Genomic DNA, 25965 nt, shown 5'->3' on the forward strand with positions numbered 1-25965 from the left:
TTTTGAGTTGTTTTATTTTAGAGGTCTAATTTTGTTTCAAGTTTTCTTTTTATTATTACCATTTATTTTGATTTTTAGTCCTTTTCTTGTAAGTATTTTTTTCATATTGTTTATTTTTTTTATAATTTCTAGTATTTTTGGTGGGTTTAGGATATATACGACAAGAGATTATTCTTATTCTAAATCGAGAGAGTTTGAATTTTATAGATTATCGTTTTTGCTGATGGCCAAGTTGATTTCTATTTTGGGATCAATGACCGGTGAACAATTAAATTATATTAATTTTATAATGGGTTCATTGAATTTATCCGAAAGACATAAGTCAGAACTTTATAATATATTTCATTTTTCTGTTGCTCAAAATAGGAATGCAGACAAAATATTATATACTTTGAAGCTTGGATATTTCCAGCATAAAGATCTTTTTGTATGGCTTGTTTCAGTTTTAAGAGAACTCAATAAGTTAGCTAGATATGGGAACTTAGAAGGGGATAAATTTATTCGTTATGTTAGTTCTTTTCTTGAGCTTGATTTTGATAATCAGTATTCTTATCAGAATATTAATATAGAGATTGTTAATCCTTATGAAGTATTAGGTTTAAAGTATAGTGCTAGTGATGATGATATAAAGAAGGCTTATAAAAAATTGGTTATTAAATATCATCCAGATAGGTTTGCAAATGAACCTATTAAACAAAAAGAAGCAAGTGAAAAATTTATTAAGATTCAAGATGCTTATGAAAAGATCTGCAAAGAGCGAAATTTAAAATAATTGGATTCTAGTTGCAATAAAATCATCATAATGAAACTAAAAATCATGAAGGTAGAAGTTTAAATGAGTTTTAGGTTTTGATTTGAAATAGATTTTATAGAGCTTTTATATTGAAAGAATAGAAATCTATTCTTTCAATATAATTTTATAAGTTTATTCAGAAAAGTTTATTGTAATTTGTAGGAAGACACTTCCTTTTTGATTTTTTTGCGCAAATAAGTCGTTTGAGTCCCATCCGAGTGATATTGTTGTTAATTTTATTAATTTATCCAACTCTATTCCAGCTTTTAGGTATAAATTTTTATCTGAACCTTTAAGTGACCCTAAAATATGAGTACCTACATATGGGATTAAATATGCATCTGATGATATAGACTCTATAGGTATTGCATAATCCATGTATAGAGCCCCTCCAATTTTAGTTGCGTCAACAAATGCAACCGTTTTATTGTTCGTAGTGTTCGGTACATTGTTTGTTGTAGCTGTGGTACTTGCTGTGAGACTAGTTATTACATCATCATCTGCTTGAGGTCTTTGTCTTAGTAAATCATAAACTCCAATTGAAGCTATCCACCCAAGACCAGGAATAATTCCTTTTTTGTTATCTTCATAAGTTGAAAATTCGGCGTTAAAGGTTTTAAATGCCTTTGAAGCGATTTCTTGTATTAATTGGTTTGAAGATGTAGGCTTGTATAAATTTTGACCATAGGTAATTCCGATTGCCATACCAGATTTTTTGTCTTGTTCACCAAATATTTTTGTGCTGTACGAATTTTCCCCGTCAATTGAGTATGCTTCTGTTTCACCCTCATCTGTATTCCAAGTTAAACCAATACTAGTTCCTACAGAAAATGAAAAATTAGTTTTTGTCTTTCTATCAAAATTAAATTTATTTAACTTTGGCTCGAGTTGACCCTTAGAATTTGTGTTTGCCTTTTTAGAGATATGTCCAAGTACAGAGAAATCACTGGCAAATGGATCGATTCCCAAATCAGTTCCGGCTTGCAATAAGAGATAAGTATTTCTGTTATTGATTTTTGTAAGACCAATCTTATAAGTAGCTCCGATGGAAGCCATGATAGCTGCATTTGATAGAGTTGGACTTGTAAGATCTGAGCCAACAATAGATTTATCTTCAAGAGCATATGTCATTGATGAATAATTAAATGTTGAATTTCCTATTGCTCCTGAGAATCCAAAATTTAATTCTAATGGAGTTTCTGCAATGACATCTGAGCTGTATTGATCTAATTCATTTGTCATTGGTTTCCAGTTTATATGAGTTCCGTAAATAATACCTTTGTAGGTATTATTGTAAGGAGTTTGTTCTTTTTTCTTTTTATCATCTTCAGAATCACCATCTTTTTTTTGATTATTCCTATTACCTGTTCCTGTTGTTTCAATCGCAAGCACGAATTCTAATTGTGGAATGTTGTAACCAAACTTAAGTGTACCTAATTTTTTTTCTGTACTTCTTGATAAAATGGTATTTCTTACAGCTCTGTCATTATCTGAGAAGCCGTAGTAATCGCTTGAAATACCAGTTAGTGGTGCAAAACTGAATAATGATTCTTGGTTAAAATCAAAATTTTTATTTGATTCAATTTTAAGATAAAAATCATATATGTTGATTTTTGCTGTGATATTTTCTACATCAAGTTTAAGTGTACCCTCTTCTTGATTTTTAACTTTTAAAGTTAAATTTTTTACTTGGATATAGCCTGATAAAGGATCTTCCTTTCCTACTTCGTGTTCTTTATTGGACGGAGCAATTTGAATTCCTACTGAACTTTTGTTTTCCAAACCAGGCACAAGTTCATCCATGTCAAATCTAAATTCACTGCTATTTTTAAATGTTAATTTGGGGAACCATGGCCATGGTTTTGATTTAGTCTCATTTTGAACACCAGTAGTTTCATTTGTATCTGTATTATCCGCAAAGAGTAAGTTAGCATTTAATAGCATCATAAAGATACATGATAATATTATTTTTTTCATCCTTATCTCCTTTGTTATGTTATGGTTTTGGGACTTCATTAGAAGTTTTAAGTAATTATATGCTTTTAGTCTTTGGCTATCCATGATATTAGTTCTTAGATAAAAATTCAAGTGTTTTTGAGCTATATATTAGTTTTATTATAAATTTATTATTTATAATAAATTTATAATAAAAAGTGAACTAATATGCCTGATATGACAATATATCCAAGGGCGTATATGATGGTTTTTGATAATAATTTACCTTCTTGTCCAATCAGTCCTGCAGTTGTTGTTGCTATTGTGATATTTTGAGGTGATATCATTTTACCCCCAGTTGCTCCTGTTGTGTTTGCAGCTGAAAGCCAATAAGGGTTGGCATCAATATTTGCTGCAATTTGTGTTTGTAATGGCCCAAATAGAACATTTGAAACGGTATCGCTTCCTGTCAAAAAAGTTCCCAGAGCCCCAATTAATGGACTGAATAATGGATACATTGTACTTGTCAATGTTGATATTCCATTTGCAAGATCTTTTATCATACCACTATGTGTCATTAATCTTGATATTGATACTATGCAAATAATTATAAAAGAAGATAATGCCATTTTTTTTATTGTAAGTAAAAATATTTTGAGTTGTGTAGCTATGGAAACACCTCTAATTGAATAAGACATTACTGTCGCAAAAATGATCAAGAGGCCTGGGGAAGTTAACCATTTGAATTTTAGTGGACTTGCTCCTGGATAAATTGAAAGAGTGGTTTTGAAAGTTGATAGATATTGATTTATTTCATTGAAAAGTGGTGAAACAAATATTATAAGTGAGACTATTAAAATATAGGGCAGGCACGCAAGGAAACCTTGCATAGCTGGTATTTTTATATTGTGATTATTAGTTATGCTTTTTTTTTCAAAAATCTTTGCATAAATTATAGTTATTGTCATAGCGGGTATACTTCCAATTATTGCTGGAAGTTCTGGTCCTAAGGTTTTTGAAATATAAACTTGAGATATTGCTATTGATGCTCCTGAGAGAAGTGTGAGTATAAATATTCCCCCTCTAAGAGCTTTAATCCCACCCCCCACAAGCATGACTAGTATGAATGGTATAATAAGAGTTGGCAAGATTAGTTGTAAAGAAATATCATATGATAACATTTTAACATCTAATTCTGTTGCTTGAGCTAAAGATATTATAGGAATTCCTACTGAACCATAGGCAGTTGACGATGTGTCCATTATTAGACATATAAGGCAGGCGAAAAATGGTTCAAATCCCATTGCTATTAGTATTGATACAGGAATGGCAACAGCAGTTCCATATCCCGCAACTCCTTCTAAGAAGTTTCCAAATCCCCATACGACAAGTAAAACTATTATTCGTTTATCAGAAGATATATTTGATAACATGGATTTTATTATATTCATATCATTTTGACTTTCGGCCATCTTGTATGTGAATATGGCAGCTATGATAACAATGACTATTGGCCATATTCCCATTATTGTTCCTTCAAATATAGCAAGACCTGTATTAACTACGCCTAAGTTCTTATCAAATAAAGCTATTGCGATGGTGACTATTAAACATGTTGGTATTACATAATATGCTGGTTTTTTAATGATTCCCAGTCCTATAATGATTAGAATAATTGGTATTAAGGCTTTAATAAAATCATAAAAATTCATAGTAAGAGCGCTCCTTTATAGACTTACCATTTAATCTTATAACAAATTTTTATACAATAATATACAGTTTTATTTTATGAAAGTAATTGATAATGTGCTTATTATTTTAATTTTATTTAATAGTTTTAGTAAACTTTTTGCAGTTGATTTACTTGAGATTGAAAAAACAACAGAAGACGCCAAGTCAGTTGTTTTGCTTGATTATGATACCAAATATGTTATTTATGCTAAAAATCCAAGTTTGGTTTTCCCACCTGCATCTCTTACTAAACTTGTTACTATTTATGTTGCTTTAGTTGAGGCAAGGAGAAAAAATATAGATTTGAAGACCACCGTTCCTATTAGTAGTTCTGCATCGTATTATAATCTTCCTTTAGATTCTTCATTAATGTTTTTAGAAGAAGGCCAGAGAGTAAGCTTGGAAGAATTACTTAAAGGTCTTGTGATTTCATCAGGTAATGATGCTGCTGTTGCTATTGCTGAGTTTATAGTAGGTAAGAATTTGGGTGATTTTATTGATTTAATGAATACCAGTGTTTTAGATATGGGACTTGTAAATATGAATTTTGTTGATACATCGGGTTATAGTAGTGCTAATAAGATCACGGCGTTAGAAATGGCATTATTTGCAAGAATTTATATAAAAGAGTTTGAGTTTATGCTTAGCATACATTCTCTTAAAGATTTTGTTTACCCAAGACCTGAAAATTTAGGCAGTACTTCTTATTCCAAGGTATTAAATTTAAGGCAAAAAAATAAAAATAATTTGATATTTAATTATCCTTATGCTGATGGATTAAAAACAGGCTATATTAATACATCAGGCTTAAATTTAGTTGCTACAGCTAAAAAAGATGGTGTAAGATTAATAGCGGTTGTCTTGGGGGTTGATAAAGTGGTTAGTAAAGATATTAATGATATTGGGGAGAGAAAACGAGCCTTAATTGCCCAGAAATTGTTTGAATATGGATTTAGTAATTATGCTAAACTTTCTTCAATTGGTAAAATTAATAGAAAGAAGTTATAATTAGGATGCTTGGTTTTATTTAAAGGACTTGAATATGTTTTATTATAAAAATGTTAATTTATTACATTATAGGCGTTCAATGAGTTGGAGGATTAGTCTTTAGGTATTTTAAGTTAGATATATTATAAATTTAGTGATTTGTTTATTTATGTTTAGAAATTTTATCAAAAATTTAGAGAGTAATTAATTTTATGTTAAATCATTTTAATTTTAAGTTTAAGAGAGATGTTACAATAATAGTTCCAGGCGAAGCTTTTGTATCAAATGATAGGGTTATTTCTACAATACTTGGTTCTTGTGTTGCTGTTGTGCTTTATGATAAGCTGAACCAGCTTATAGGAGTAAATCATTATGTTCTAGTAAAGTCTGATTCGGTAGTGGATACTGCACGGAAAGGTAGATATGGGATTTATGCCATTCCCATGTTAATTAATGCTATGATAGCAAGTGGTGCATCAAAGACTAACCTTAAGGCTAAGCTTTTTGGGGGCGCTAACTTTATGGCCAAAGGGATAATCAAGGTTGGTGCTGAAAACTCAGATTTTGCGGTTAGTTTGCTAAGCAAATATGATATTCCGATTGTAGTACAAGATTTGAATCAGTCTAAATCCAGGAAGATTTTTGTTTTTCCTGAAGATTGTAAGGTTATTGTGGAATATCCTGATGGTGTTAAAGTTTTTTGATTTTTAATTGATTTAATAAAAAACATTAATGAATGTCAGTATAGCTATTTTATTGTTGTTCGTGTTGATCAAGTCTTGTTGTTATAGGTTATAACTTTATGGAAAGGTTCGCTTTGCTCATTTTAAGTTAAGTTGTTTATGTGAATTTTTAAATTTAAAAAACATGTATTTCAAGTATATATTTATATTAATAAATATATTTAATTTTGAATTTGATTTTTAGAGGAATAGATATGGAAAACATTGTAATTCGTTATTTTAAGCAAATATCAGAGATTCCTAGATGTTCAAAAAATTTAAAAGGTATTAGTAATTTTATTAAGGAAGAAGCTAAAAAGTTTGGACATCCCTTTAAGGAAGATAACGTTGGGAACATTGTGGTTGAAGTTAAGGCTAATGCTTGTAACAGCGTGTTGCCTATTATTTTGCAAGCCCATACGGATATGGTTTGTGAAAAAAATGAATCTGTTGTACATGATTTTGAAAAGGATCCTATCAATATAATTGAAGATAACGGGTATTTTTTTGCATCAGGCACTACTCTTGGTGCTGATGACGGAATTGGGATTGCTATGATGCTTGCTATTATGAGCGAGTCGTCTACCTTTAAACATCCTGACTTAGAGCTTCTTTTTACTGTTGATGAAGAAATAGGTTTAATAGGTGCTATTCATCTTGAATCTAATTTTTGTAAGGGGAAGATGTTAATTAACCTTGATGGAGAGGAAGAAGGGTATTTTTTAATTGGTTGTGCTGGTTCTCGACTTGTTCATATTAACTTTGAGCCACAATATAGGCAATCTAAAAAAAAGATGGGTATTGAAATTTTATTTACGGGTCTTAAAGGTGGTCATTCTGGTGCAGATATTCATTTTAATTTAGCAAATTCTTTAAAATTGATGTTTTTTGTTCTAAATAAACTTAGAATAAGGATGGAATTTGAGATTGGGTATATTTTTGGTGGAAATAAAAGTAATGCCATTCCTAGGGAAGCAAAGGCATTGATCTTAATTGAAGATGAGCATTATGTTTTATTGGAAAAAGAATTGGAATCATTTAAAAGTTGTGTACAAGAGATGCATACTCTTGAATCTGATTTTGAAATTATTTTAAGAAGAGTAGATTTTTCTGGAAATGTATTAAGTGATATTGATCAAAATAAGCTTTTAAATATGGGTATGGCATTTTTACATGGAGTGCAGAAAGTTGAAAGTTATGATAGGGAACTTATTAGAACATCTTTAAATTTTGCCAGTCTTTTAAAAGTTGATAATGCGTATCGATTTGTATTTACAATACGATCCCTTTTAGATATTGAAAAAGAATATATTTTTAATCACTTAAAGGCTATTAGTAATCTTTCAGGTGCTAATTTGGAAGTAGTTTATGATTATTCTTCGTGGCAACCAGATGAAAATAACAAGCTTTTAAAGCATCTCAAGGATGTTTATAAAGACATGTATTTAAAAGAAGCTAAAACTGTGGTGATCCACGCTGGTCTTGAGACTGGCATTATATCTGAGAAATTTGGAGGAATAGATTCGGTTACAATTGGACCTTGGATCAAAGATGTTCATACACCAAGAGAACGAGTTGATATTGCATCGACTATTAGAGTTTATGATTTTTTAAAGAGAAGTTTAGAGACTCTATAAATTCTATATTTTGTACCGCTTTTGTAGTAGTGGGACATTTTAGTTGACTTACCATTTAAATATGGATACAATAATTTTACATGTAGTTGAATATAGTGGTGATTGTAGCTCAGTGGTTAGAGTCCCGGGTTGTGGTCCCGGTTACGCGGGTTCGAATCCCGTCGATCACCTTTGCTATTATTAAATAGCACCCATGGCTCAATTGGATAGAGCATTGGACTTCGAATCCAAAGGTTGCAGGTTCGAGCCCTGCTGGGTGTGAAACATTAGTTTTATACTTGAAAAAGCTTTTTAAGTTTTGTATACTACCTAAAGTATGCAGGAGTGGTGGAATTGGTAGACACGCTAGACTTAGGATCTAGTGCCTTAGGCATGTGGGTTCGAGTCCCACCTTCTGTAAAAATGCGAAAGTAACTCAGGGGTAGAGTGTCACCTTGCCAAGGTGGAAGTCGCGGGTTCAAATCCCGTCTTTCGCTTAAGTTTAATAATTATTAATAAATTGTATTTTAGTTTGAGGAATGGCGTGATATTAAATAATGATATAAAATTGATGCCCGGTTCAAAGGTTGAAGCTATTATTAGGATTTCAAAAGAATTTGTCAAAGGCAAATATGACGAAGTTTTACATGATTATTCTTCTCGTCTTAAGATTAAAGGTTTCAGAACTGGAAAAGTTCCTTTAAATATTGTTGAGGGCAAATATTCTGATAATATAAGAGCTCTTACCATAGAAAAGCTTATTCATAAGTCATTGGAAGAATTTTTTAAAGAGGTAGCACATAAACCATTAAGTTATGCTGTTCCTACAATATTGGACGAAAAATTAGAAATTAATTTTAATAGAGATTTCGAATTTACTGTTGCTTATGAGGCTTATCCTTCATTTGAGCTACCCGATATATCTGAGATTGAAGTAGAAGTTCCAGAAGTTACTATCTCTGATTCTGATGTTGAAGATGAGCTTAAATTGTTACAACTTGAGAATGCAATTGTTGTTGAGGATAGTGGTGATGTTGAGGTAGGAAATATTGTTAGGGTAGATTTTGTTGAACTTGATGATGATTTTAATGAAATTTTGGCAACTAAAAGGCAAGATTTTGTTTTTACTGTTGGTGAGTCTAATAATTATTATGGATTTGATGATGACGTTATTGGGATGAGTAGGGGTGAAGAAATAATAATAGAAAAAAATTATGATGCCGATTACAGATTTAGTGAACTTGCCAATTCTTCTAAAAGATTAAAGATCGCTGTTAAGAGTATAAAGAGGCGTGACATTCCTGAACTTGATGATGATTTTGCAAAGGATATTAGAGATGACTTAAATACGTTAAGTGATCTTAAAGAGTATGTAAAAGGTAATATGTTGAATCTTATTAAGGAAAGAAATGAATCTACTAAACTTTCAAAATTGTTATCTAATATTGCAGAAAAGATAGATATTGAAATTCCAGATGCTATGTTTGAGGCTGAATTTAAGAATGCTTTAAATGAATTTTCAAAAAAGAAAGTTGGTCTTGAACAATTAAACAATGTTTCTACAGGCGAGAGTAGTGTTAGTGATGCTTTTAAGGAAACTGTATTCAAGAAAATAAAATCCAAGTTAGTTTTTCAGAAAATTGTGGATAATGATTTAACAGAGATCACTGATGATGATTTAGAGAATGAGCTTATGAAGCAGGCTGAAAATGCAATGATGGAACTTGCAGAGGTTAAAAAATTTTATCAAGAGAAGAACTTGTTTAAGGCTTTAAAAGATGAAATTAAGACTCAAAAAGTTAAAGAACAACTTTTAAAAAACGTGAGAGAAATTAAGCTTAAAAAAGTTGCTTTTAGAGATTTTATTAATTATAAAACAGGTGAGTAATGATAAGAGAATATATGCATAATTTAGTGCCTACTGTTGTAGAGCATACTGGAAATTATGAACGTGTATTTGATATATATTCAAGATTATTAAGGGATAGAATAATCTTCCTGAGTGGTGAGATTAATGATGCAAGGGCAGACACAGTGATTGCACAACTCCTTTTCTTAGAGTCTGAAAATTCTAAGAAAGATATATTTGTTTATATAAATTCTCCTGGAGGTAGTATTACTTCAGGACTTGCAATTTATGATACTATGCAGTATGTTAAACCAGATGTAAGAACAATTTGTATTGGTCAGGCGGCTTCAATGGCTGCATTTTTGCTTGCGGGGGGTGCTATAGGCAAACGAGAATCATTGTCGTATTCAAGGATAATGATACATCAACCTTGGGGTGGAATAGGAGGTCAAGCCAGTGACATTAGTATACAAGCAAATGAAATTATAAGACTTAAAAAGTTAATAATAGATATTATGTCTGATAAGATAGGAGTTCCTAAAGAGAAATTATCTCTTGATATTGAGCGAGATTATTTTATGACACCAAAAGATGCCCTTGATTATGGTATTATTGATGGTATCTTAGTAAGAAATTAGTTTTATTTTAGGTGAGATTTTATATGGCAAGAAGTAAAAGTCAAAAAATTGAAGGTTGTTCTTTTTGTGGACGTACTAGTGTTGAGGTTGAAGGAAAAATTATTTCAGCTAAATCGGTAGCTATTTGTTTTGAGTGTTCTAAAATATGTCATAACCTTTTTCAAGAAGAAGTAGAAAGGCCTCAGAGGGGCAAGTCCTTGAGGGGACTTCCAACTCCTAAGCAACTTAAAAATCATTTGGATAAGTATATTATTGGTCAGGAAGATGCAAAGAAGGTATTATCTGTTGCTGTTTATAATCACTATAAAAGGATATTTAAGGGTAATAAGAAAAAAGATAATAAAGATAATGATTTGATTGAACTTGAGAAGTCCAATATATTGCTTGTGGGACCTACGGGTAGTGGTAAAACTTTGCTTGCAAAAAAATTGGCAGCTGAGATGCGGGTTCCATTTGCAATTGCGGATGCTACAACACTTACTGAGGCTGGATATGTGGGAGAGGATGTTGAAAATATTTTACTTAAGTTGATCCATGCTGCTAATGGAGATGTGAGCTTTGCAGAAAGAGGTATCATTTATATAGATGAAATAGATAAGATTGCAAAAAAAGGAGAGAATGTTTCAATTACAAGGGATGTGTCTGGAGAGGGTGTTCAACAATCTTTATTGAAAATTATTGAAGGTACTATTGCAAATGTTCCCCCTAGGGGTGGGAGAAAGCATCCTTATGAAGAGACTATTGAGATCAATACGCAAGACATACTATTTATATGTGGTGGGGCTTTTGTAGGGCTTGAGGATATTATTAAAAGAAGAATCAGTAAAAGTTCTATTGGATTTTCATCTTTTAGTGCAGGAGATTTTGGCGATGGGCATGTTCTAAAATATTTAGAGATGGAAGATTTAATTAAGTTTGGACTTATTCCAGAATTTATAGGTAGATTATCCGTGCATTCTTATCTTGAAAAATTAGAAAAGTCAGATTTAATCGATATATTGGTTACACCTGAGAATTCTATCTTGAAACAATATTGTCATATGTTTAGGTTAGATAATGTTGAGTTATTGTTTGAAAAAGATGCTCTTGATTCAATTGCAGAAGAAGCTATGTTGAAAAATACAGGTGCTCGAGGGTTGCGTTCTATTTTAGAAGAATTGCTTACAGATGTGATGTTTGAGATACCTTCAACTAAACAGATTAAAAAAGTTATTGTTACTAAGGAATCCGTCTTAAATCGTAATGTTAAGCCCTTGGTCTTGACGGGGAAAAATATTAATAAACCTTGGGCAAAAGAACTTCATGAAATCAATTCTCAACTTAATTAGTTCTAAAAAAGATGATCTTCCAGTTGTTCTCTTAAGGCAAAATGTTTTTTTTCCCAATGTAACCTTGTGGGTTAGTTTAGAGGATATTACTGCAATTAATGCAGTATATCAATCTATGTTAGAGGGCAGATTAATCCTATTTTTTTATGTCAGGGATTTTAAATCTAGTAATGATAATAAGATTAGTTTAGAAAATTTATACTCCATTGGTACTTATGCAAAGATTGTTCAAGTTGTCAAAGTCACAGAAACTTTAATAAAAATTTTAGTTAATTTTCAAGATAGAGTTATTATAAAAAGTATTTTAAAGAAGAATAATTACTTTAGAGCAAAAGTTGATTTTATAGATGATAAATGTGAATTTGATACCAAACTGTTTACTTATTCTAAATTCTTAAAAGAAGCTTATGAAACCTATAAATCTTGTTTGCTCGTTAAAACTTTAGAAGAAGGTGATAGTAATAATTTTTTTGATAGCCCAGCGAAGTTTGTTGATATTATAGCTTCTAATATAAATTTGGAATATAAAGTTAAAATAGAACTTTTACAAGAGTTAGATGTTAAGGTAAGAATAGAAAAATTAATTGTAAACTTAAGTATTGAGACTGACCTTTTAATTCTTAAAAAAGATATTAAGACTAAAGTTAAGGATAAGCTTGATAAGGGGCAAAGAGAATATTTTTTAAATGAACAGATTAAAGAAATTCAAAAGACATTAGGTAGGGATGAGGTTGATTATCTTGAGAGACTAAGCTTGAAAGATATTCCTGATGATATTAAGTTTAGAATTGAAAAGGAAATATCTAGATTGGCCCGCATGAATACAAATTCACCGGATGCTAATATTGTTAGAAATTATGTTGAATTATTGCTTGATTTGCCTTGGAATGAAAATACTGCTATGGAAAATTCTTTAAAAGAGATTGAACTTATTTTAAAGAATTCTCATTATGGTATGAATGAAGCTAAAGAAAAAATACTGAACTTTCTAGCTGTTTATCATATTAATTCTAAAGTTCAGGCCCCTGTTTTATGTCTTGTTGGTCCACCAGGTACTGGTAAAACTTCTCTTGCCTTATCTATTGCTAAGTCTCTTTCTAGAAAATTTGCAAAAATTTCACTTGGTGGCTTAAGAGATGAGACAGAAATTAGGGGGCATAGAAGATCTTATATTGGGGCTCTTCCGGGAGCTTTTATTAATGCAATTAAAGTGGCAGAAAAATCCAATCCCGTTATTCTTCTTGATGAGATAGATAAAATTAATAGTACTTATAAGGGTAATCCAGAAGCGGCCCTTTTAGAAGTTTTAGATGCCGAACAAAATACCAGGTTTGTTGACCATTATTTAGAAATTCCTTATGATCTATCTAATGTGTTATTCGTGGCAACTGCCAATTCTCTTAATGAGATTTCTAGGCCTCTTCTTGATAGGATGGAGATTATTAAGGTAGAAGGATATTCTTGTGTTGAGAAATTAGAAATTGCAAAAAATTTTTTAATACCAAAGATAGTTAAAGAAAGTTCATTAAATAAAGTTTATATAAGAGTAGAGGATAATGTGATTTTGCATATAGTTAGAAACTATACTATGGAGTCTGGAGTTAGGAATTTAAAAAGAATTTTAACTAATTTATTTAGAATGGTTGTAAGAGAATTACTATATGTCTATTCAAAGGAAGATATAATTGAAGGAAATTTTTATTTTCCAAGTTCATTGATGCATAGTAATAATTCTTTATTTACTCACGATCCTGATATTCCTGGTATTTATAAAATAATTAATATGAATAATTTTTATATGTATATGGATTGTGAATATAAATTTCATTTAATGAAAGTCGATTCTCCTGGATTTGTTTATGGACTTGCTTGGACAAGTTATGGGGGAGCTGTGCTTCCTGTTGAAGCTATTAAGTTTAATAAGACGGGTGATATTATTTTGACAGGTAGCCTTGGAACCATTATGAAAGAAAGCGCTCAATTGGCCTATTCGGTTGTTAAAACTTATTCTGTTGAGCTTAATATTGATATAAATGCTCTTCCTGAGATTCATCTGCATTTTCCGGAAGGGGCTACACCAAAAGATGGGCCTTCTGCTGGAATTACTATTGCAACAGCCATAGCCTCTATTTTATCTGATAAGAGAGTGCCTTTAGATCTTGCAATGACAGGTGAAGTTACTCTTAAAGGTTCAATTCTTCCTGTGGGGGGTATTAAGGAAAAGGTGTTGGCAGCTTATAGAAATGGTATTAATAAAGTTATTATTCCACGGGATAATAAGAAGGATTATGTTAAGCTTCCAGCGGATATTAGGGATAATATTGATGTTAGATATGTATCCCATTTGGAAGAAGTATTTGGTTATTTAAATATTATTTAAGTACTTAAGCTTTTATATATGTTAAAATTTATTCAGGAGGAAATATAAATATGAAGGATGGAGTTAGAAAGCCCTCAGGTAATAGAGCATCATTTAATTCCCAAAGTTCTGTTAAAAATATGTCTAAAAACAATTTTTCATACTTTTCAAACAATAGCTTTGGTAAAAAATTTGCTAAGAAGAAAAAAAATAAATAAGATGAGGATGAGGTAATTAAGTTGAGTAAATCAGACAATACCAATCAGCAAGTAACCCAAATAAAGTAAGTAGAATATTCTACTTACTTTATTTGGGTTCTACTTTGTGCTCTTATGCTCTCTTAGAATAATATTCAACAATCATTTGCTCATTTGCAAGGGTAGGTATCTCATCTCTTGATGGAGGACGGGTTACCTTTATATTTAAATCATCGGCATTTACTTCTATCCAAGTTGGTAGTTGCCGAAGGGTTGATGTTTTTTCTATATTAGATCTAACTAATTTTTTAAGACTATCTTTTTCTTTTACTTGTATTATGTCATTTGCCCTTAGAGTAATGGATGGAATTGTGACTCTTCTTCCATTAAGCATTATAATTCCATGTGAAACTATTTGTCTTGCATGAGCTCTTGAAATAGCAAACCCAGCCCTATATACAACATTATCAATTCTTCTTTCAAGTAATGCTAAAAGATTATTTCCTGTAACTCCCTGTTGTCTTCGCGCTTCTTTGAAGATATTAGTGAGTTGTCTTTCATTTACACCATAAGTGAATTTTACCTTTTGTTTTTCGATTAATTGTTTTCCATATTCTGTGATCTTAGCTCGTCTGGATTTTCCATGCATCCCAGGTGGGTTAGGTTTCTTTTTAAGCAATCTATCATATTTGGGTTGCTCAAAAATATTTACACCAAATCTTCGAACTAATTTTCCTTTGGCTATGTTTTTCCTATTCATTAATCCCCCACATTTAAATTGCAGGAGTAGGACTCGAACCTACGACCTTCGGGTTATGAGCCCGACGAGCTGCCATCCTGCTCCATCCTGCTTCTATAATACTTAATTTACCATAAATTTGCTTTAGTTGTCAATTGATTTTATTTTGTTATGTTGTGATCTAAGTTATACTATACTAGTATGTGGACTTCACATATTTCTTTGTAGCGTTCTTTTATTTTATATTTTATTTTTTTTATTTTGTGTATCAAACTTTTCAGGTTGTTCTCATAGTTTAAATCTAGCTTTATATAGAGATTTAAATCATTTCCGTGGTAAAAAAATTTAAGTTCTTTGAAATTTACATTGATATCTTTTAGTGTATTTTTTATTTTTCTTTTTAAGTTTATATCTTGTTTTGAGAGAAGATTATTAATATTATTTATGATTACGTGTAATCCTTCTTTGATCATTATAAAACTAATGCATATAGATATGATTCTGTCAAAACCTGTCCATATATAATTTGCAAGTAATAGGCTTAGTGTGGTGCCTCCATGAGAGAATATACAGTTTTTATCAGATGATGATAATGCTAGAAGTAGATAATTATTATATCTTTTGCCGATTTGAAATTTTATCAAATATTCGATTATCTTTATTAAGAAAAATATAAAAGGTATTAATGGTATCCATATGCTTTTTTGAAAAGAGTGATTTGAAAAGATTTCTAATATGTTTTTTTTGTCTTCATGATAATGATTGCCATTATCATGAAGACTATCATGGCTATGTAGGCTATGTAAATGTAATTCGGATTTTTTTTGAAAACTTTTTATTTTATTGAGCCCTGTTGTGTTTAAGAATATCGTGAATCCTGAGATTATTATAATGATGCCTATACTCAATGCCGCTAAGTTTTCCATTTTTTTATATCCATAAGGATAATAAATTGTTTCAGGCCTATTTGTAATTTTTAAACTAAAATAGGTAATTGTAGATAGTATAAAATCTGATGTAACATGAATTGCATCTGCAATGAGCGCGAATGAATTAAAAATAATACCAATAGTAAGTTTAGATATTATTGATGCTACTTCTGCTAATACTGAGATAAGTCCTATCCTCATGACAAGTGTATTTTTTTTTGTTTCATAAGTTAAATCTTTTTCATATACATTGTTGTTCTTCTCAAACCCTAGATCCATAAGTTCTTCTTTTATGTCGTAAATTTTGCATAAAATTTTTTGCAATTTATTTTTTTTGCCATAGTGAATTAGGTTATGAATTAATATTCGCTCTATTCCTTCTGCTTTAAAATTTGGATTAATATAGAAATTATTAATTTTAATTTCTTTTTCTTGTTTCTGAGCTTTTAGATATGAAACTGTTTGAACATTATTTTCTATGTAAGCGATGTAAATTTCATCTTTTTTTAATCTTTCAAATTTTAAGTGAATGTATTTGCTAATGTTTTTGTCGTTGATTATTTTGATTATATTTGCACTTTTGCTTTTCTTTGTTGCATAATCCTACTATTATATGTAAAGATATCATTATTCTTTTTAATGTTCAATTGATTTAAATATCATAAATGAGATTAGGGGGGGATATATGTTACAATCTCAATTGTTTGTCAAAAGGTGTAAAAGATTGATTTTTAAAGATAAGGATTTAATAAATAATTTAAAGAATATTGAAAATATTTTTTATGATTTTCTTAAAATGTTTGATAAAAGGTCCTTGAATAAGGCATTCAGTTATTATTATGAAAATTTTAATTTTGATGAGGGAATATATTCTTTTATCGATAAACTTATTCCTGTTATTAATTTTTTATCATTAGAAGTATTGGATTACGAATTTAGCATTGATGAGAAAAAATTTCTATTAGATATTTTTAATTCATCAGCATCTACTCTTGAGGCTAATAAATTAGGTGATTACGCTAGGGCTATTATTTCTCTGGATATTCTAAATTGAGCATTGAGTCTTTTTAGACTTTATTTTTATCTAATTTTTGATTTATTTAGTCTTGAATTTATGTTTTCTGTATTTCTTGATTTGCTTTAGATATTCTTGCTAATTCTTCTTTATTAAATGGAATTTTAAGTAGATCTTTAAGTGTGTAAGTGTTTAAAATTGTTTTATTAGTGTTAAATTGCTCAGGGTCTGTTATTAATATTTGGGTACCGTCTTCAAAAAATTCTGACATTACTTGACGACATATTGCACATGGCACACTTGCTGGGGTTGTTGTAATTAATATAAAATCTATCTTTTGTGTACCAATAGATGATATCATGTTCATCATTGCCGCCTGTTCTGCGCAGCGAGTTGCTCCAAAACTTGCATTTTCAACATTTGTACCTTGAAAAAATAAATTATTTTTGGTTTTAATACAAGCTCCTACTTTAAATTTTGAATATGGTGAATATGAGTTGTTTCTTGCAGATTCGGCCAACTTAAATGCTTTTTCAATTGCGTCTTGTTTAATATTGACCATTTAAAACCCCCTAGTTTTATTATTAATTATAGCACATTGTTTATAATTTTCTGTTAAAATATTGTAGAATATTTAACGGTAAAATGTAATTTTTGATTTATGCGGAAGGTTTATTGATATTTTTTTATGATAGATAATGCTATTGAATTTATTAGGAAATACGATAATTTTGTTATTATAGGGCATAAAGATCCTGATTTTGATTGTATTGGTTCATCTTTGGCTTTAGCATCTTTTTTATCTAGAATAGGTAAAGAGGCGATTATGTTAAATGAAGGTCCTTTTATGAGAAAGGAAGTAATTCCTTTTAAGGATAAGTTTTTATCTAGATGGCCAGATATTGATCCTTCAGATTATGCTGTTATTATTTTGGATTGCTCCATATTTGATCGCATTGGAGATGAATTTGTTTTTTATGTTAAGGGTATGCCTATTCTCGTCATTGATCATCATGCATCGGGTGATAAGTTAGATGTCCCTGGATATATTGATCCTTATGCGCCTTCAACTACTTTTTTGATTGAGAAGTTAGTTAGAGCATTCGGATATGAAGTTACTAAAGAAGAAGCATGGTATATTTTGATTGGGTTTTGTACAGATACAGGATTTTTTAGGTTTATCTCAAGCACTGATTCTGAACCTTTTGAAATGATAGCTAGGCTTGTATCTAAGGGAATAAGTCTTAAGGATGTTTATAGATATATTGAATCTGTTAAGAGCTTAGCTTCAATTCATATGGTTGGAGTAATGTTAAATAATCTTAAATCTTATTTTGATGGGAAAGTATTGCTTACTGTTGTTCCTTTTGATTCTAAGGTAGAAAGCAATAGTAGTGGTGTTAATGAACTATTTTATTCACTTCTTTCTAATGTTGAAAATAATGAAATATTAATTGTTTTAAAGGAAACGGAAGATGGGTCTATTTTAGTGGGACTTCGTTCTAGAGAATATTTTGATGTGGGAGAGCTTGCAAAATATTTTGGGGGCGGGGGGCATAAACATGCCAGTGGGTTTAAAATTAAAAATGATTCTTTGAATTTTTTAGAGAGTCAAATAATTGCATACATAAAGAATGCTATTCAAGTTTAAAATTCATTAAAGGAATTTGTCCTTTTGGACTAAAATCTTCTGTTAACGTTAAAAATCCAGATTTAAATGATAAGGTTGTTGTTCCGTATACTATTACTATATTTGGTATCCAGTCTAGTTTTTTGATGTATTGAGGGGTGAGTGAGACAATAATACTTATTTTATCTTTATATTCTTTTAAGTTGTCTATGTATTTGCGACTGGCAGGTGTTGAGAGATTAAAAATTACTTGATCATGTGTTTCAATTAAATTTTTTATTTCTTGTAATTTTGTTGGCTTAGTAGTGTTTAAGGGGTAATAATCGTAATAATAAACAGAATTATTTTGAAATATTTTTTTTCCTTCTTTGATCATTGTGTTATAAGGTGATATTAAAAGCGTTTTTTTATGCTTAGATATTTTTTTTGATAGTTTGACTTTTGTTATTCCTTTTAGTGTACTCTGTTCAAAAAAATTTTTAGCTTCTTGAGTAGGGATTGCTTGTGCCTTTTGATAGTTTGGATAAATTTCTGTTTCATTTTTATTTTCTTTTAAGTATTCTAACTTGATTTTGAGTATTCTTTTATTTGATTTTATAATATTCTTTCTTATTTCATTATCTTTTTGCATGAGATTTAATAGTGTATTGTAAGCGTTATTTTGTATGTCTTCGTTTAATGATATTAATAAAATATCAGTTTCAGTTCTAATAATCCTTTCAATTGTGTCATAAATACTTTCATTTTTATATCTTACTGCATTCATTAATAAATCGTCTGTTATTACTAAATTATCATATTTTAAGTGTTTTCTAAGTATTTCTTTTATAATTTTAATTGATGATGATGCAGGTATTTTTTTGCCATTTGTGAGCAGTGGGTAGGCTAAGTGTCCACTCATGATCATAGGGATGTTTTCTTGTATTAATATTCTATATGGCAGTAGTTCGTTTGAGTACACTTCTTTTAAACTTAAGTTTATTATTGGCATTTTTGTGTGAGAATCAATAACAGTATTGCCATGTCCGGGAAAGTGTTTGGCTGTTGAAATGACTCCCGCTTGTTTTTGTCCTTTATAAAAAGCCAGCGCAAAAAGAGAAACGATTTGTGGATTATTTGAATATGTTCTTGGTCCTATTGTAAAATTTTCTTCGTTATTGTAGATATCTGTTATTGGTGCAAAATTAAGATTAATTCCAAGTTGCTTCAGTTCATTTGCTATATAATACCCTGTAAGATAAGAGTCGTTTGGTGATAAACCGGCTGTAATCCCAAGATTTCCTATTGTTTTTGATGTTTGAAGCTTTATATGTTGTGTCCATCCACCTTCTTGATCTGTTGCTATAAATAAGGGAATTTTAAATCTGTTATTTTGAGACATTGATTGTGCTTTGTTGATACTGTCTAGTAGCGAGTTTAAATTTTGGGCATTCCATCCAAAGATTTTAATTCCTCCCAAGTTTCTATCTTTTATGAAGTTCAGGGCAAACTTTGTTATTTGTTTGCCAGGATAACTTATCATAAACATTTGACCCAATAGTTCTTTATCATCCATTTGGCTTACTATTTTGTCTATTAATTTTTTTTTATCCTCTGTAGACCAGAAATTATGAGGAAAGCAATTGTTGTGAATAAGAAAGATAACTATACAAACAATTTTTTTCATTTAAGCCATATCATTTTTTGTTTTTGTATTTTCCAATCCTTTAATTATATCATATTATTTTTAATTTGCTCATTTCAGGTTTTCTATGATTTGTATATCTTATTCTGATTCAGAAGGTTGCTTAAGTTATAGATTTTAATCTTATGCACATTAATGCATTTAATTTGTTGTCAACAGTTATATTATGATTTACTTGTTTTGTAAGTTCAATTCTTTATTGTGTTGATTTAGTATATTGATTCGTTATTTGATGAAGTTAATGTGTGTTTTTAAGAATGTGGTTTTGTATTGACAAAATATCTTTGAATTTATACACTTTAATGGCTGCAAGCTGATGTAGCTCAGTTGGTTAGAGCACTCGGCTCATATCCGGGTTGTCGTGGGTTCAAGTCCCTCCATCAGCATTAAGGAGTTTTTATGAGAGTAGCAATTGTGTTAGCAAATGGCTTTGAAGAAATTGAAGCTGTGATTCCTATGAATATTTTAAGGCGTGGCGGTGTTAATGTAAGAGTTATAAGTCTAAATGATGATAGGGTTGTTGCAGGCTCAAAAGGATTTACTTTCTGGACTGATGAGAAAATATCAAATTGTAGCGCAGATAATTTTGATTTAATAATACTTCCTGGAGGAATGCCTGGTGCTACAAATCTTTTTGAATCCAAACATTTGGATAATATTTTAAGGAATATGGCTTTACAAAACAAATTTATTGCGGCTATTTGTGCATCACCAGCAGTTGTACTTTCTGCAAAGGGACTCTTGGGTACAAATAAATTTACTTGTTATCCGGGGTTTGAAAATAATATTAGTGATGGTGAATTTGTTGACGAGAGTGTTGTTATTAGTAATAATTTTGTTACCTCTAAGGGTATTGGGACAGCTTTTGAATTTGCTTTTGCTTTACTTAAAATTATTAAAGGTGAGAGAGTGCTTGAAGATGTTAAGAAAAAGGCCTTGCTTTAATATCTTTATAATGTCAATTTGAATAATTTTAATTGAGTAATATTGAGTAATTAACTAAGTTTTTATCTATTAAGAGTAATTATTGTACTTATTATTTAAATTTAAGCTTTATTAAGCGTGTCTAATAAAGCTATGTTGATTATATGTCGTATTTTTCTTTGTATCTTTATTTTAGATTTTCTTAGTATCCCGTATTAAGTTATAAGTATCTTCAAATATTGTTAGCTCTTCATTAGTTGGTATTACAAGTATTTTTGTCTTGCTTTTATCACTTGAAATATCAGATTCTATATTTTTTTCTGTTGCCAAGTTATTCTTTTGAAGATCAATTTCTATTCCAATCTTTTCTAAACCTTTTAATGACAGTTCTCTTATTCTATGATCAGCAACACCAATGTTAGCTGTGAAAACTATTGCATCAATATTGAAGTTGAGTACTGCAAGATAAGAGCCAATATATTTTTTTATTCTATAGCCCAATATTTCGACTGCAAGTTTAGAGTTATATTCATTGTTGTCTACCCCTTCCCAAATATCTCTTAGATTGTTTGATTTAAGAGATATGCCAAGCATACCACTTTCCCTATTGAGGATTTCTTCAATTTTTCTTGGTGTTTTATTGAGTAATCTGCTCATTAAAGGAATAATAGCAGGATCTATGTCACCACTTCTTGTACCCATTACAAGTCCTTCAAGGGGAGTAAGTCCCATACTTGTGTCGTAAGATCTTCCTTTTTTAACCACGTTAATGCTTGAGCCATTGCCTAGATGTAATATTATTAAGTTTAGAGCTTTCATGTGTTTGTTAAGTATTGTTGCAACTCTTTTAGTTATATATGAATATGATAAGCCGTGAAATCCATATTTTCTGATATTATAAGTTTTATACCAAGAATATGGTATTGCGTATAAAAATGCATGCTCATTCATTGTTTGGTGCCATGCTGTGTCAAAGCATAGAACTTGCTTTGCATTTGGAAATATTTTAATTGCTTTTTCTACGACTTTTATTGCAGTGGGATTGTGAAGAGGTGCAAGCGGGGATATCTTTTTTAGTTCACTGAAAATCTTTTCATTCAGAATTACTGAATTTTGAAAATTTGGGCCTCCATGTACAATTCTGTGTCCTATTGCTTGAATTTCATTTAAATTTTTGATGATGCCCAATTGTTTATTTATAAGTAGTCTAATTAGTTGTTTTAGTGCATTATTATGTGACTTAATGCTTTCGTTTGTTTTTTCTAGCGACTCATTTTTGGTTTTAATTTTAATTATTGATTTTTTTGTTTTTATTTTTTCAATTGTTCCTGATGCTATTACTTGTGTGTCTTTGTATAGTGCAAATTTTAATGATGAGCTTCCTGTGTTGAGTGTTAATATAGTCATATCTTTTACCATATTGCTATTATAGCCTTATTTATAAGATTTTATAATAGTAAATTTAGATTTTTATATATACAGTTAATTTTTTCCTCTCCTTGGATATTTTCTAGATTTAAAAAAATTGAATTTTTATATTCTGGATTTATTTTGATTATAGCAGGATTGTCTTTTATAATTTGCATTATTTTTGTGACAGGAATACTTTCTATGTTTAAATATTCAACTTCAAGTAACTTGTTTCTTTCCTTAATGCTAGTGATGTTGAGTTTTTTAGCGAGTAGTTTTAATTCTGATAGTGTAAGTAAGGTATTAAGCTCTCTTGGAATTGGTCCAAATTGATTGTAAATTTCAGCTCGTATTTTATTATTTTCTTCTTCATTTTGGATTCTTGCGATTTTTTTGTAAATTGAGATTTTATCTTGTTCATTTTTTATGTAGCTATCAGGGATAAATCCGTTATAGTTAATTTCAATAGTAATTTCAGATTCTTGAAAACTTTTACCCACCATATGTTTTTCAATTGTTTTGTTCAACATTGTTAAGTAGTAATCTATTCCAATAGATTCAATCTCACCGTGTTGTTCTCTTCCAAGTAGATTTCCAATACCTCTTATTTCCATGTCTTTCATTGCAATTTGAAATCCAGCTCCAAGCTCTGAAAATTCGGCTATTGCTCTTAGTCTTTCAATAGCCCCTTCATTCAAGTTTGAATTTTCTCTATATAAGAAATAAGCAAAGGCTTTTTGCGAACTTCGACCAACTCTTCCTCTTAGTTGGTATAATTGTGCAAGTCCAAATCTATTTGCATTGTTGATTATGATTGTATTTGCATTTTCAATATCTATTCCATTTTCTATTATTGTTGTTGCTAGCAATACCTGATATGATTTGTTTATAAAATCATGCATAATATTTTCAATTTGCTCACCCGTTAGTCTTGCATGGATAATTGCAATTCTTGCATAAGGAACCATTTTTTCTAGCATTGTTTTTATTAGATCTAATTCTTGAATATTGTGATGTACAAAAAATACTTGACCATTTCTTGCAAGTTCATTTTCTATTGCATGTTTAATGAGTAATTCGCTAAATTCTTCCACATAAGTTTCTATTTTGATTCTATTTTGAGGGGGAGTTTTTAAAATAGAGATATCCCTTAATTTAATTAATGACATATGAAGAGATTGGGGAATTGGAGTTGCAGATAAGGAGAGACAATCAACGGAGACTTTGATTTCTTTTAATTTTTCTTTTTCCCTTACTCCAAATCTTTGTTCTTCATCAATGATTATGAGACCCAAATTTTTATATATTATTTTTTTAGATAGTATTTTGTGTGTTCCAATTATTATATCAATTTTGCCTGTTTGTAAATTTTGAATCATTTCTTTTTCTTCTGATTTTTTTATAAATCTACTTATCATTGCAATTTTGATTGGAAAATTTTTGAATCTTTTCTTAAAAGTATTGAAATGTTGTTCTGTAAGAATTGTTGTTGGAGTTAGCATTGCTACCTGTTTTTTTCCCATGACAGCCTTAAATGCGGCTCTCATTGCGACTTCTGTTTTACCAAATCCGACATCTCCGCATAAAAGTCTATCCATTACTTTTGAGCTCATCATATCTTGTTTAATTTCTGATATTGCTGTTAATTGGTCTGGAGTCTCATTGTATGGGAATTCTGATTCAAATAATAATTGCCATTCATCGTCTTGGGGGTATGCAAATCCCTTAGCGCTTTCTCTTTCTAAGTAGAGTGTAACAAGCTGATCAGCAATTGCATCAATTTTTTTCTTTGCAGAGGTTTTTTTCTTTTCCCAGGTCTTTGAGTTGATTTTATCTAATTTTACGTTTTGAGTTTTATTTCCAATATATCTTTGAATTAGATGAGTTTGTTCAATTGGGATGAATAGTTTTTCATTATCTGCATATTCAATTTCAATGTAGTCTTTTTCAATAAGAGTTGTTTTGATTCTTTTTATCTGCCTAAATATTCCAATTCCATGATTTATATGCACGATATAGCTGTTTTTCTCAATTTCAACAAATGAATCAATAGCTTTTGTTTTTGATGATTCGAAAATTTTATTTGTTTTTTGTTGTCTGTTAAATAGATTCTGACTCAAGAATAATGGCTATTTTTTCTTGGTTTATTATGAGTGAGCTTGATATTTTTAAAACTTCAATTTTAATTTTCATTAAATTTTAAAAAGATATTTTAGTTTTTCTTTTTGTGAGTTAGACTCTGCTGCAATTATTACTTTAAATCCATTATTTAACCAGTTTTGTATCTTTTCCTTTGCAAGCGTTATTTTTGAAAAAAATTTGCATTCACTTTCAATTTTAAATTCTATGAATTCTTTTATTGTTGTGTGTTTAGAAGGCTTGCCGAAAAAGATATTGATGTTTAATTTTAGATCACTTAAATTTATGAGAGTTTCTCTTGGTGAAATCGTATTTTCTCCCGCTTCTATTGCTTGGCTATAGAGTTTTTCATATTCTCTATGAATTTTTTGACTCTCTTCTTGTAAATCTGGTATTTCGAAGTTTATAATCGGTATGTCTGCATTTATTTCTTGACTTAAATATGTATCTCCTATTAATGGATAAAATATTTCATCTGCTCTTGCATGATATTTTGTTTCAATTTGTTCAAATAATTTTTTATATTCATTTGCTTTGATGTGTTGTTTTAATTTGTTTATGTTTTCATTACTCCAAATGACTTCCTTTTTTGGAATTATATCAAATTCGGTAATTGTATTTCCTTTTTTTAATTGAGTTAAGGAATTAAAATATTTAATATCTTCTATTTTATTAATATGGAATGAAATTCTGATGGGTTCAGGTTTGTTAAATGGATGTATGTCTATTAAGTCATTTTTTATTGTGAATTCTCCAGGCAATGTAACTCTCATTGTTTTTTCATATCCTAGTTTGATAAGTTCAATTTCAAGATTTTTTATATTTATATTTTTACCTGTGTGAATTCTATAAATATTTTTGAATAAGCTTTCTTTTGTAGGAATTTTGCTAAGTAAAGATTTAAGCGAAACAATGTAAATTCCAGGATTATTTTTATAAAAATTGATTAAGAATTTTACTCTTTCACTAAAGATTTTGCTTTTTGAACTTATACCTTTATATGCAAGAGGACTAAAATAATTAAATTCATATATTTGATCTGTAATTTGCATTAAGTCATCTCTGATCTCACAAGAAATGGATTCATTTTTAACTATTAATATCACTTTATTACTGTCACTGAATTCTTTTATTTTGTTGATTAAAAAAGCTTTAAAAAATCCTTCATATCCTGTTACTACAAAGGGTATTTTTTGTTCGGTGAATTGTTTTATTTTTTTTAAATTTTGATTGTCATTTAGTTTGTTGTTTAATTCTTTTTCTATATTCATTTTTTACCTTTTTGTTTTTGTAGTTTAGTATAATATTATATATTAATAGATATGTGCTGTTCCGTTATG

At 29.8% G+C, this 25965-nt stretch carries 18 protein-coding genes, 6 tRNA genes and 2 pseudogenes; 17 read left to right on the plus strand and 9 right to left on the minus strand.

What is annotated here, in order from left to right; genetic code table 11:
• Nucleotides 1-28 precede the first annotated feature (28 nt).
• Complete coding sequence (locus ACWUD1_RS03095) at nucleotides 29-772, plus strand: J domain-containing protein (protein WP_472756922.1); 744 nt, start codon at nucleotides 29-31, stop codon at nucleotides 770-772.
• A 153-nt stretch (nucleotides 773-925) separates the two neighbouring features.
• On the opposite strand, the gene ACWUD1_RS03100 is transcribed toward ACWUD1_RS03095, so the two are convergent.
• Together ACWUD1_RS03100 and ACWUD1_RS03105 are read right to left on the minus strand one after the other, a co-directional pair.
• On the minus strand, nucleotides 926-2770 hold the full coding sequence (locus ACWUD1_RS03100) for an integrin-binding adhesin P66 family protein (RefSeq protein WP_472756379.1): 1845 nt from the start codon (nucleotides 2768-2770) through the stop codon (nucleotides 926-928).
• Nucleotides 2771-2934: 164 nt separating this feature from the next.
• Nucleotides 2935-4440 (minus strand): lactate permease LctP family transporter, encoded by a 1506-nt coding sequence (locus ACWUD1_RS03105; RefSeq protein WP_472756380.1) that lies wholly within the window; start codon nucleotides 4438-4440, stop codon nucleotides 2935-2937.
• Between the two features lie 76 nt (nucleotides 4441-4516).
• Between ACWUD1_RS03105 and ACWUD1_RS03110 the strand changes: the two are divergent.
• The 12 genes and pseudogenes from ACWUD1_RS03110 to ACWUD1_RS03165 all read left to right on the plus strand — a co-directional run.
• A pseudogene (locus tag ACWUD1_RS03110) lies at nucleotides 4517-5458 on the plus strand (D-alanyl-D-alanine carboxypeptidase family protein); the annotation flags it as partial.
• Between the two features lie 200 nt (nucleotides 5459-5658).
• Nucleotides 5659-6150: a chemotaxis protein CheD gene (locus ACWUD1_RS03115; protein ID WP_472756381.1), complete on the plus strand. Its 492-nt coding sequence runs from the start codon at nucleotides 5659-5661 to the stop codon at nucleotides 6148-6150.
• 233 nt (nucleotides 6151-6383) lie between these two features.
• The gene (gene pepD / locus ACWUD1_RS03120) at nucleotides 6384-7805 is read left to right on the plus strand and encodes a beta-Ala-His dipeptidase (RefSeq protein ID WP_472756382.1); all 1422 of its coding nucleotides are present in this window, start codon (nucleotides 6384-6386) and stop codon (nucleotides 7803-7805) included.
• A gap of 98 nt (nucleotides 7806-7903) precedes the next feature.
• Nucleotides 7904-7975, plus strand: a tRNA-His gene (locus ACWUD1_RS03125).
• A 17-nt stretch (nucleotides 7976-7992) separates the two neighbouring features.
• Nucleotides 7993-8066, plus strand: a tRNA-Arg gene (locus ACWUD1_RS03130).
• Between the two features lie 57 nt (nucleotides 8067-8123).
• A tRNA-Leu gene (locus tag ACWUD1_RS03135) sits at nucleotides 8124-8204 on the plus strand.
• A gap of 5 nt (nucleotides 8205-8209) precedes the next feature.
• Nucleotides 8210-8281: transfer RNA gene (locus ACWUD1_RS03140), tRNA-Gly, on the plus strand.
• Between the two features lie 47 nt (nucleotides 8282-8328).
• Nucleotides 8329-9672 (plus strand): trigger factor, encoded by a 1344-nt coding sequence (tig, locus tag ACWUD1_RS03145; protein ID WP_472756383.1) that lies wholly within the window; start codon nucleotides 8329-8331, stop codon nucleotides 9670-9672.
• 14 nt (nucleotides 9673-9686) lie between these two features.
• Nucleotides 9687-10271: an ATP-dependent Clp endopeptidase proteolytic subunit ClpP gene (clpP, locus tag ACWUD1_RS03150; RefSeq protein ID WP_472756923.1), complete on the plus strand. Its 585-nt coding sequence runs from the start codon at nucleotides 9687-9689 to the stop codon at nucleotides 10269-10271.
• A gap of 23 nt (nucleotides 10272-10294) precedes the next feature.
• The gene (gene clpX, locus ACWUD1_RS03155) at nucleotides 10295-11599 is read left to right on the plus strand and encodes an ATP-dependent protease ATP-binding subunit ClpX (protein ID WP_472756384.1); all 1305 of its coding nucleotides are present in this window, start codon (nucleotides 10295-10297) and stop codon (nucleotides 11597-11599) included.
• Nucleotides 11574-13979, plus strand: coding sequence for an endopeptidase La (gene lon, locus ACWUD1_RS03160; protein WP_472756385.1), 2406 nt, complete (start codon nucleotides 11574-11576; stop codon nucleotides 13977-13979). The genes clpX and lon overlap by 26 nt, the downstream gene beginning before the upstream one ends.
• A gap of 50 nt (nucleotides 13980-14029) precedes the next feature.
• Nucleotides 14030-14176 (plus strand): hypothetical protein, encoded by a 147-nt coding sequence (locus ACWUD1_RS03165; RefSeq protein ID WP_472756386.1) that lies wholly within the window; start codon nucleotides 14030-14032, stop codon nucleotides 14174-14176.
• Nucleotides 14177-14288: 112 nt separating this feature from the next.
• Here the strand turns inward: ACWUD1_RS03165 and rpsD are convergent, their stop codons facing one another.
• From rpsD to ACWUD1_RS03180, 3 genes are all read right to left on the minus strand, one after another.
• Nucleotides 14289-14915 (minus strand): 30S ribosomal protein S4, encoded by a 627-nt coding sequence (rpsD, locus tag ACWUD1_RS03170; RefSeq protein WP_472756387.1) that lies wholly within the window; start codon nucleotides 14913-14915, stop codon nucleotides 14289-14291.
• Nucleotides 14916-14933: 18 nt separating this feature from the next.
• Nucleotides 14934-15007: transfer RNA gene (locus tag ACWUD1_RS03175), tRNA-Met, on the minus strand.
• A gap of 78 nt (nucleotides 15008-15085) precedes the next feature.
• A complete protein-coding gene (locus ACWUD1_RS03180) occupies nucleotides 15086-16393 on the minus strand; it encodes a cation diffusion facilitator family transporter (RefSeq protein ID WP_472756924.1) in 1308 nt (435 codons plus the stop codon).
• Nucleotides 16394-16508: 115 nt separating this feature from the next.
• On the opposite strand from ACWUD1_RS03180, the gene ACWUD1_RS03185 reads away from it, so the two are divergent.
• Nucleotides 16509-16877, plus strand: a complete 369-nt coding sequence (locus ACWUD1_RS03185) for a hypothetical protein (RefSeq protein WP_472756388.1) — start codon at nucleotides 16509-16511, stop codon at nucleotides 16875-16877.
• 58 nt (nucleotides 16878-16935) lie between these two features.
• On the opposite strand, the gene cdd is transcribed toward ACWUD1_RS03185, so the two are convergent.
• Complete coding sequence (cdd, locus tag ACWUD1_RS03190) at nucleotides 16936-17400, minus strand: cytidine deaminase (RefSeq protein ID WP_472756389.1); 465 nt, start codon at nucleotides 17398-17400, stop codon at nucleotides 16936-16938.
• Nucleotides 17401-17526: 126 nt separating this feature from the next.
• Here cdd and ACWUD1_RS03195 point away from each other — a divergent pair, with 126 nt between their 5' ends.
• Nucleotides 17527-18489 carry a DHH family phosphoesterase gene (locus ACWUD1_RS03195; protein ID WP_472756390.1) on the plus strand — a complete coding sequence of 321 codons (963 nt, stop codon included), beginning with the start codon at nucleotides 17527-17529 and terminating at the stop codon, nucleotides 18487-18489.
• Here the strand turns inward: ACWUD1_RS03195 and ACWUD1_RS03200 are convergent.
• Nucleotides 18476-20023, minus strand: coding sequence for a glycoside hydrolase family 3 N-terminal domain-containing protein (locus ACWUD1_RS03200; RefSeq protein WP_472756391.1), 1548 nt, complete (start codon nucleotides 20021-20023; stop codon nucleotides 18476-18478). The genes ACWUD1_RS03195 and ACWUD1_RS03200 overlap by 14 nt on opposite strands.
• 441 nt (nucleotides 20024-20464) lie before the next feature.
• Between ACWUD1_RS03200 and ACWUD1_RS03205 the strand changes: the two genes are divergently transcribed.
• Nucleotides 20465-20538, plus strand: a tRNA-Met gene (locus ACWUD1_RS03205).
• Between the two features lie 13 nt (nucleotides 20539-20551).
• Nucleotides 20552-21097: a DJ-1 family glyoxalase III gene (locus ACWUD1_RS03210; RefSeq protein WP_472756392.1), complete on the plus strand. Its 546-nt coding sequence runs from the start codon at nucleotides 20552-20554 to the stop codon at nucleotides 21095-21097.
• A gap of 171 nt (nucleotides 21098-21268) precedes the next feature.
• On the opposite strand, the gene ACWUD1_RS03215 is transcribed toward ACWUD1_RS03210, so the two are convergent.
• A complete protein-coding gene (locus ACWUD1_RS03215) occupies nucleotides 21269-22483 on the minus strand; it encodes an acetate kinase (protein ID WP_472756393.1) in 1215 nt (404 codons plus the stop codon).
• Nucleotides 22484-22524: 41 nt separating this feature from the next.
• Nucleotides 22525-25896, minus strand: a pseudogene (gene mfd / locus ACWUD1_RS03220) (transcription-repair coupling factor).
• Nucleotides 25897-25965: the final 69 nt, after the last annotated feature.

It is taken from the genome of Borrelia tillae (genome assembly GCF_055693965.1).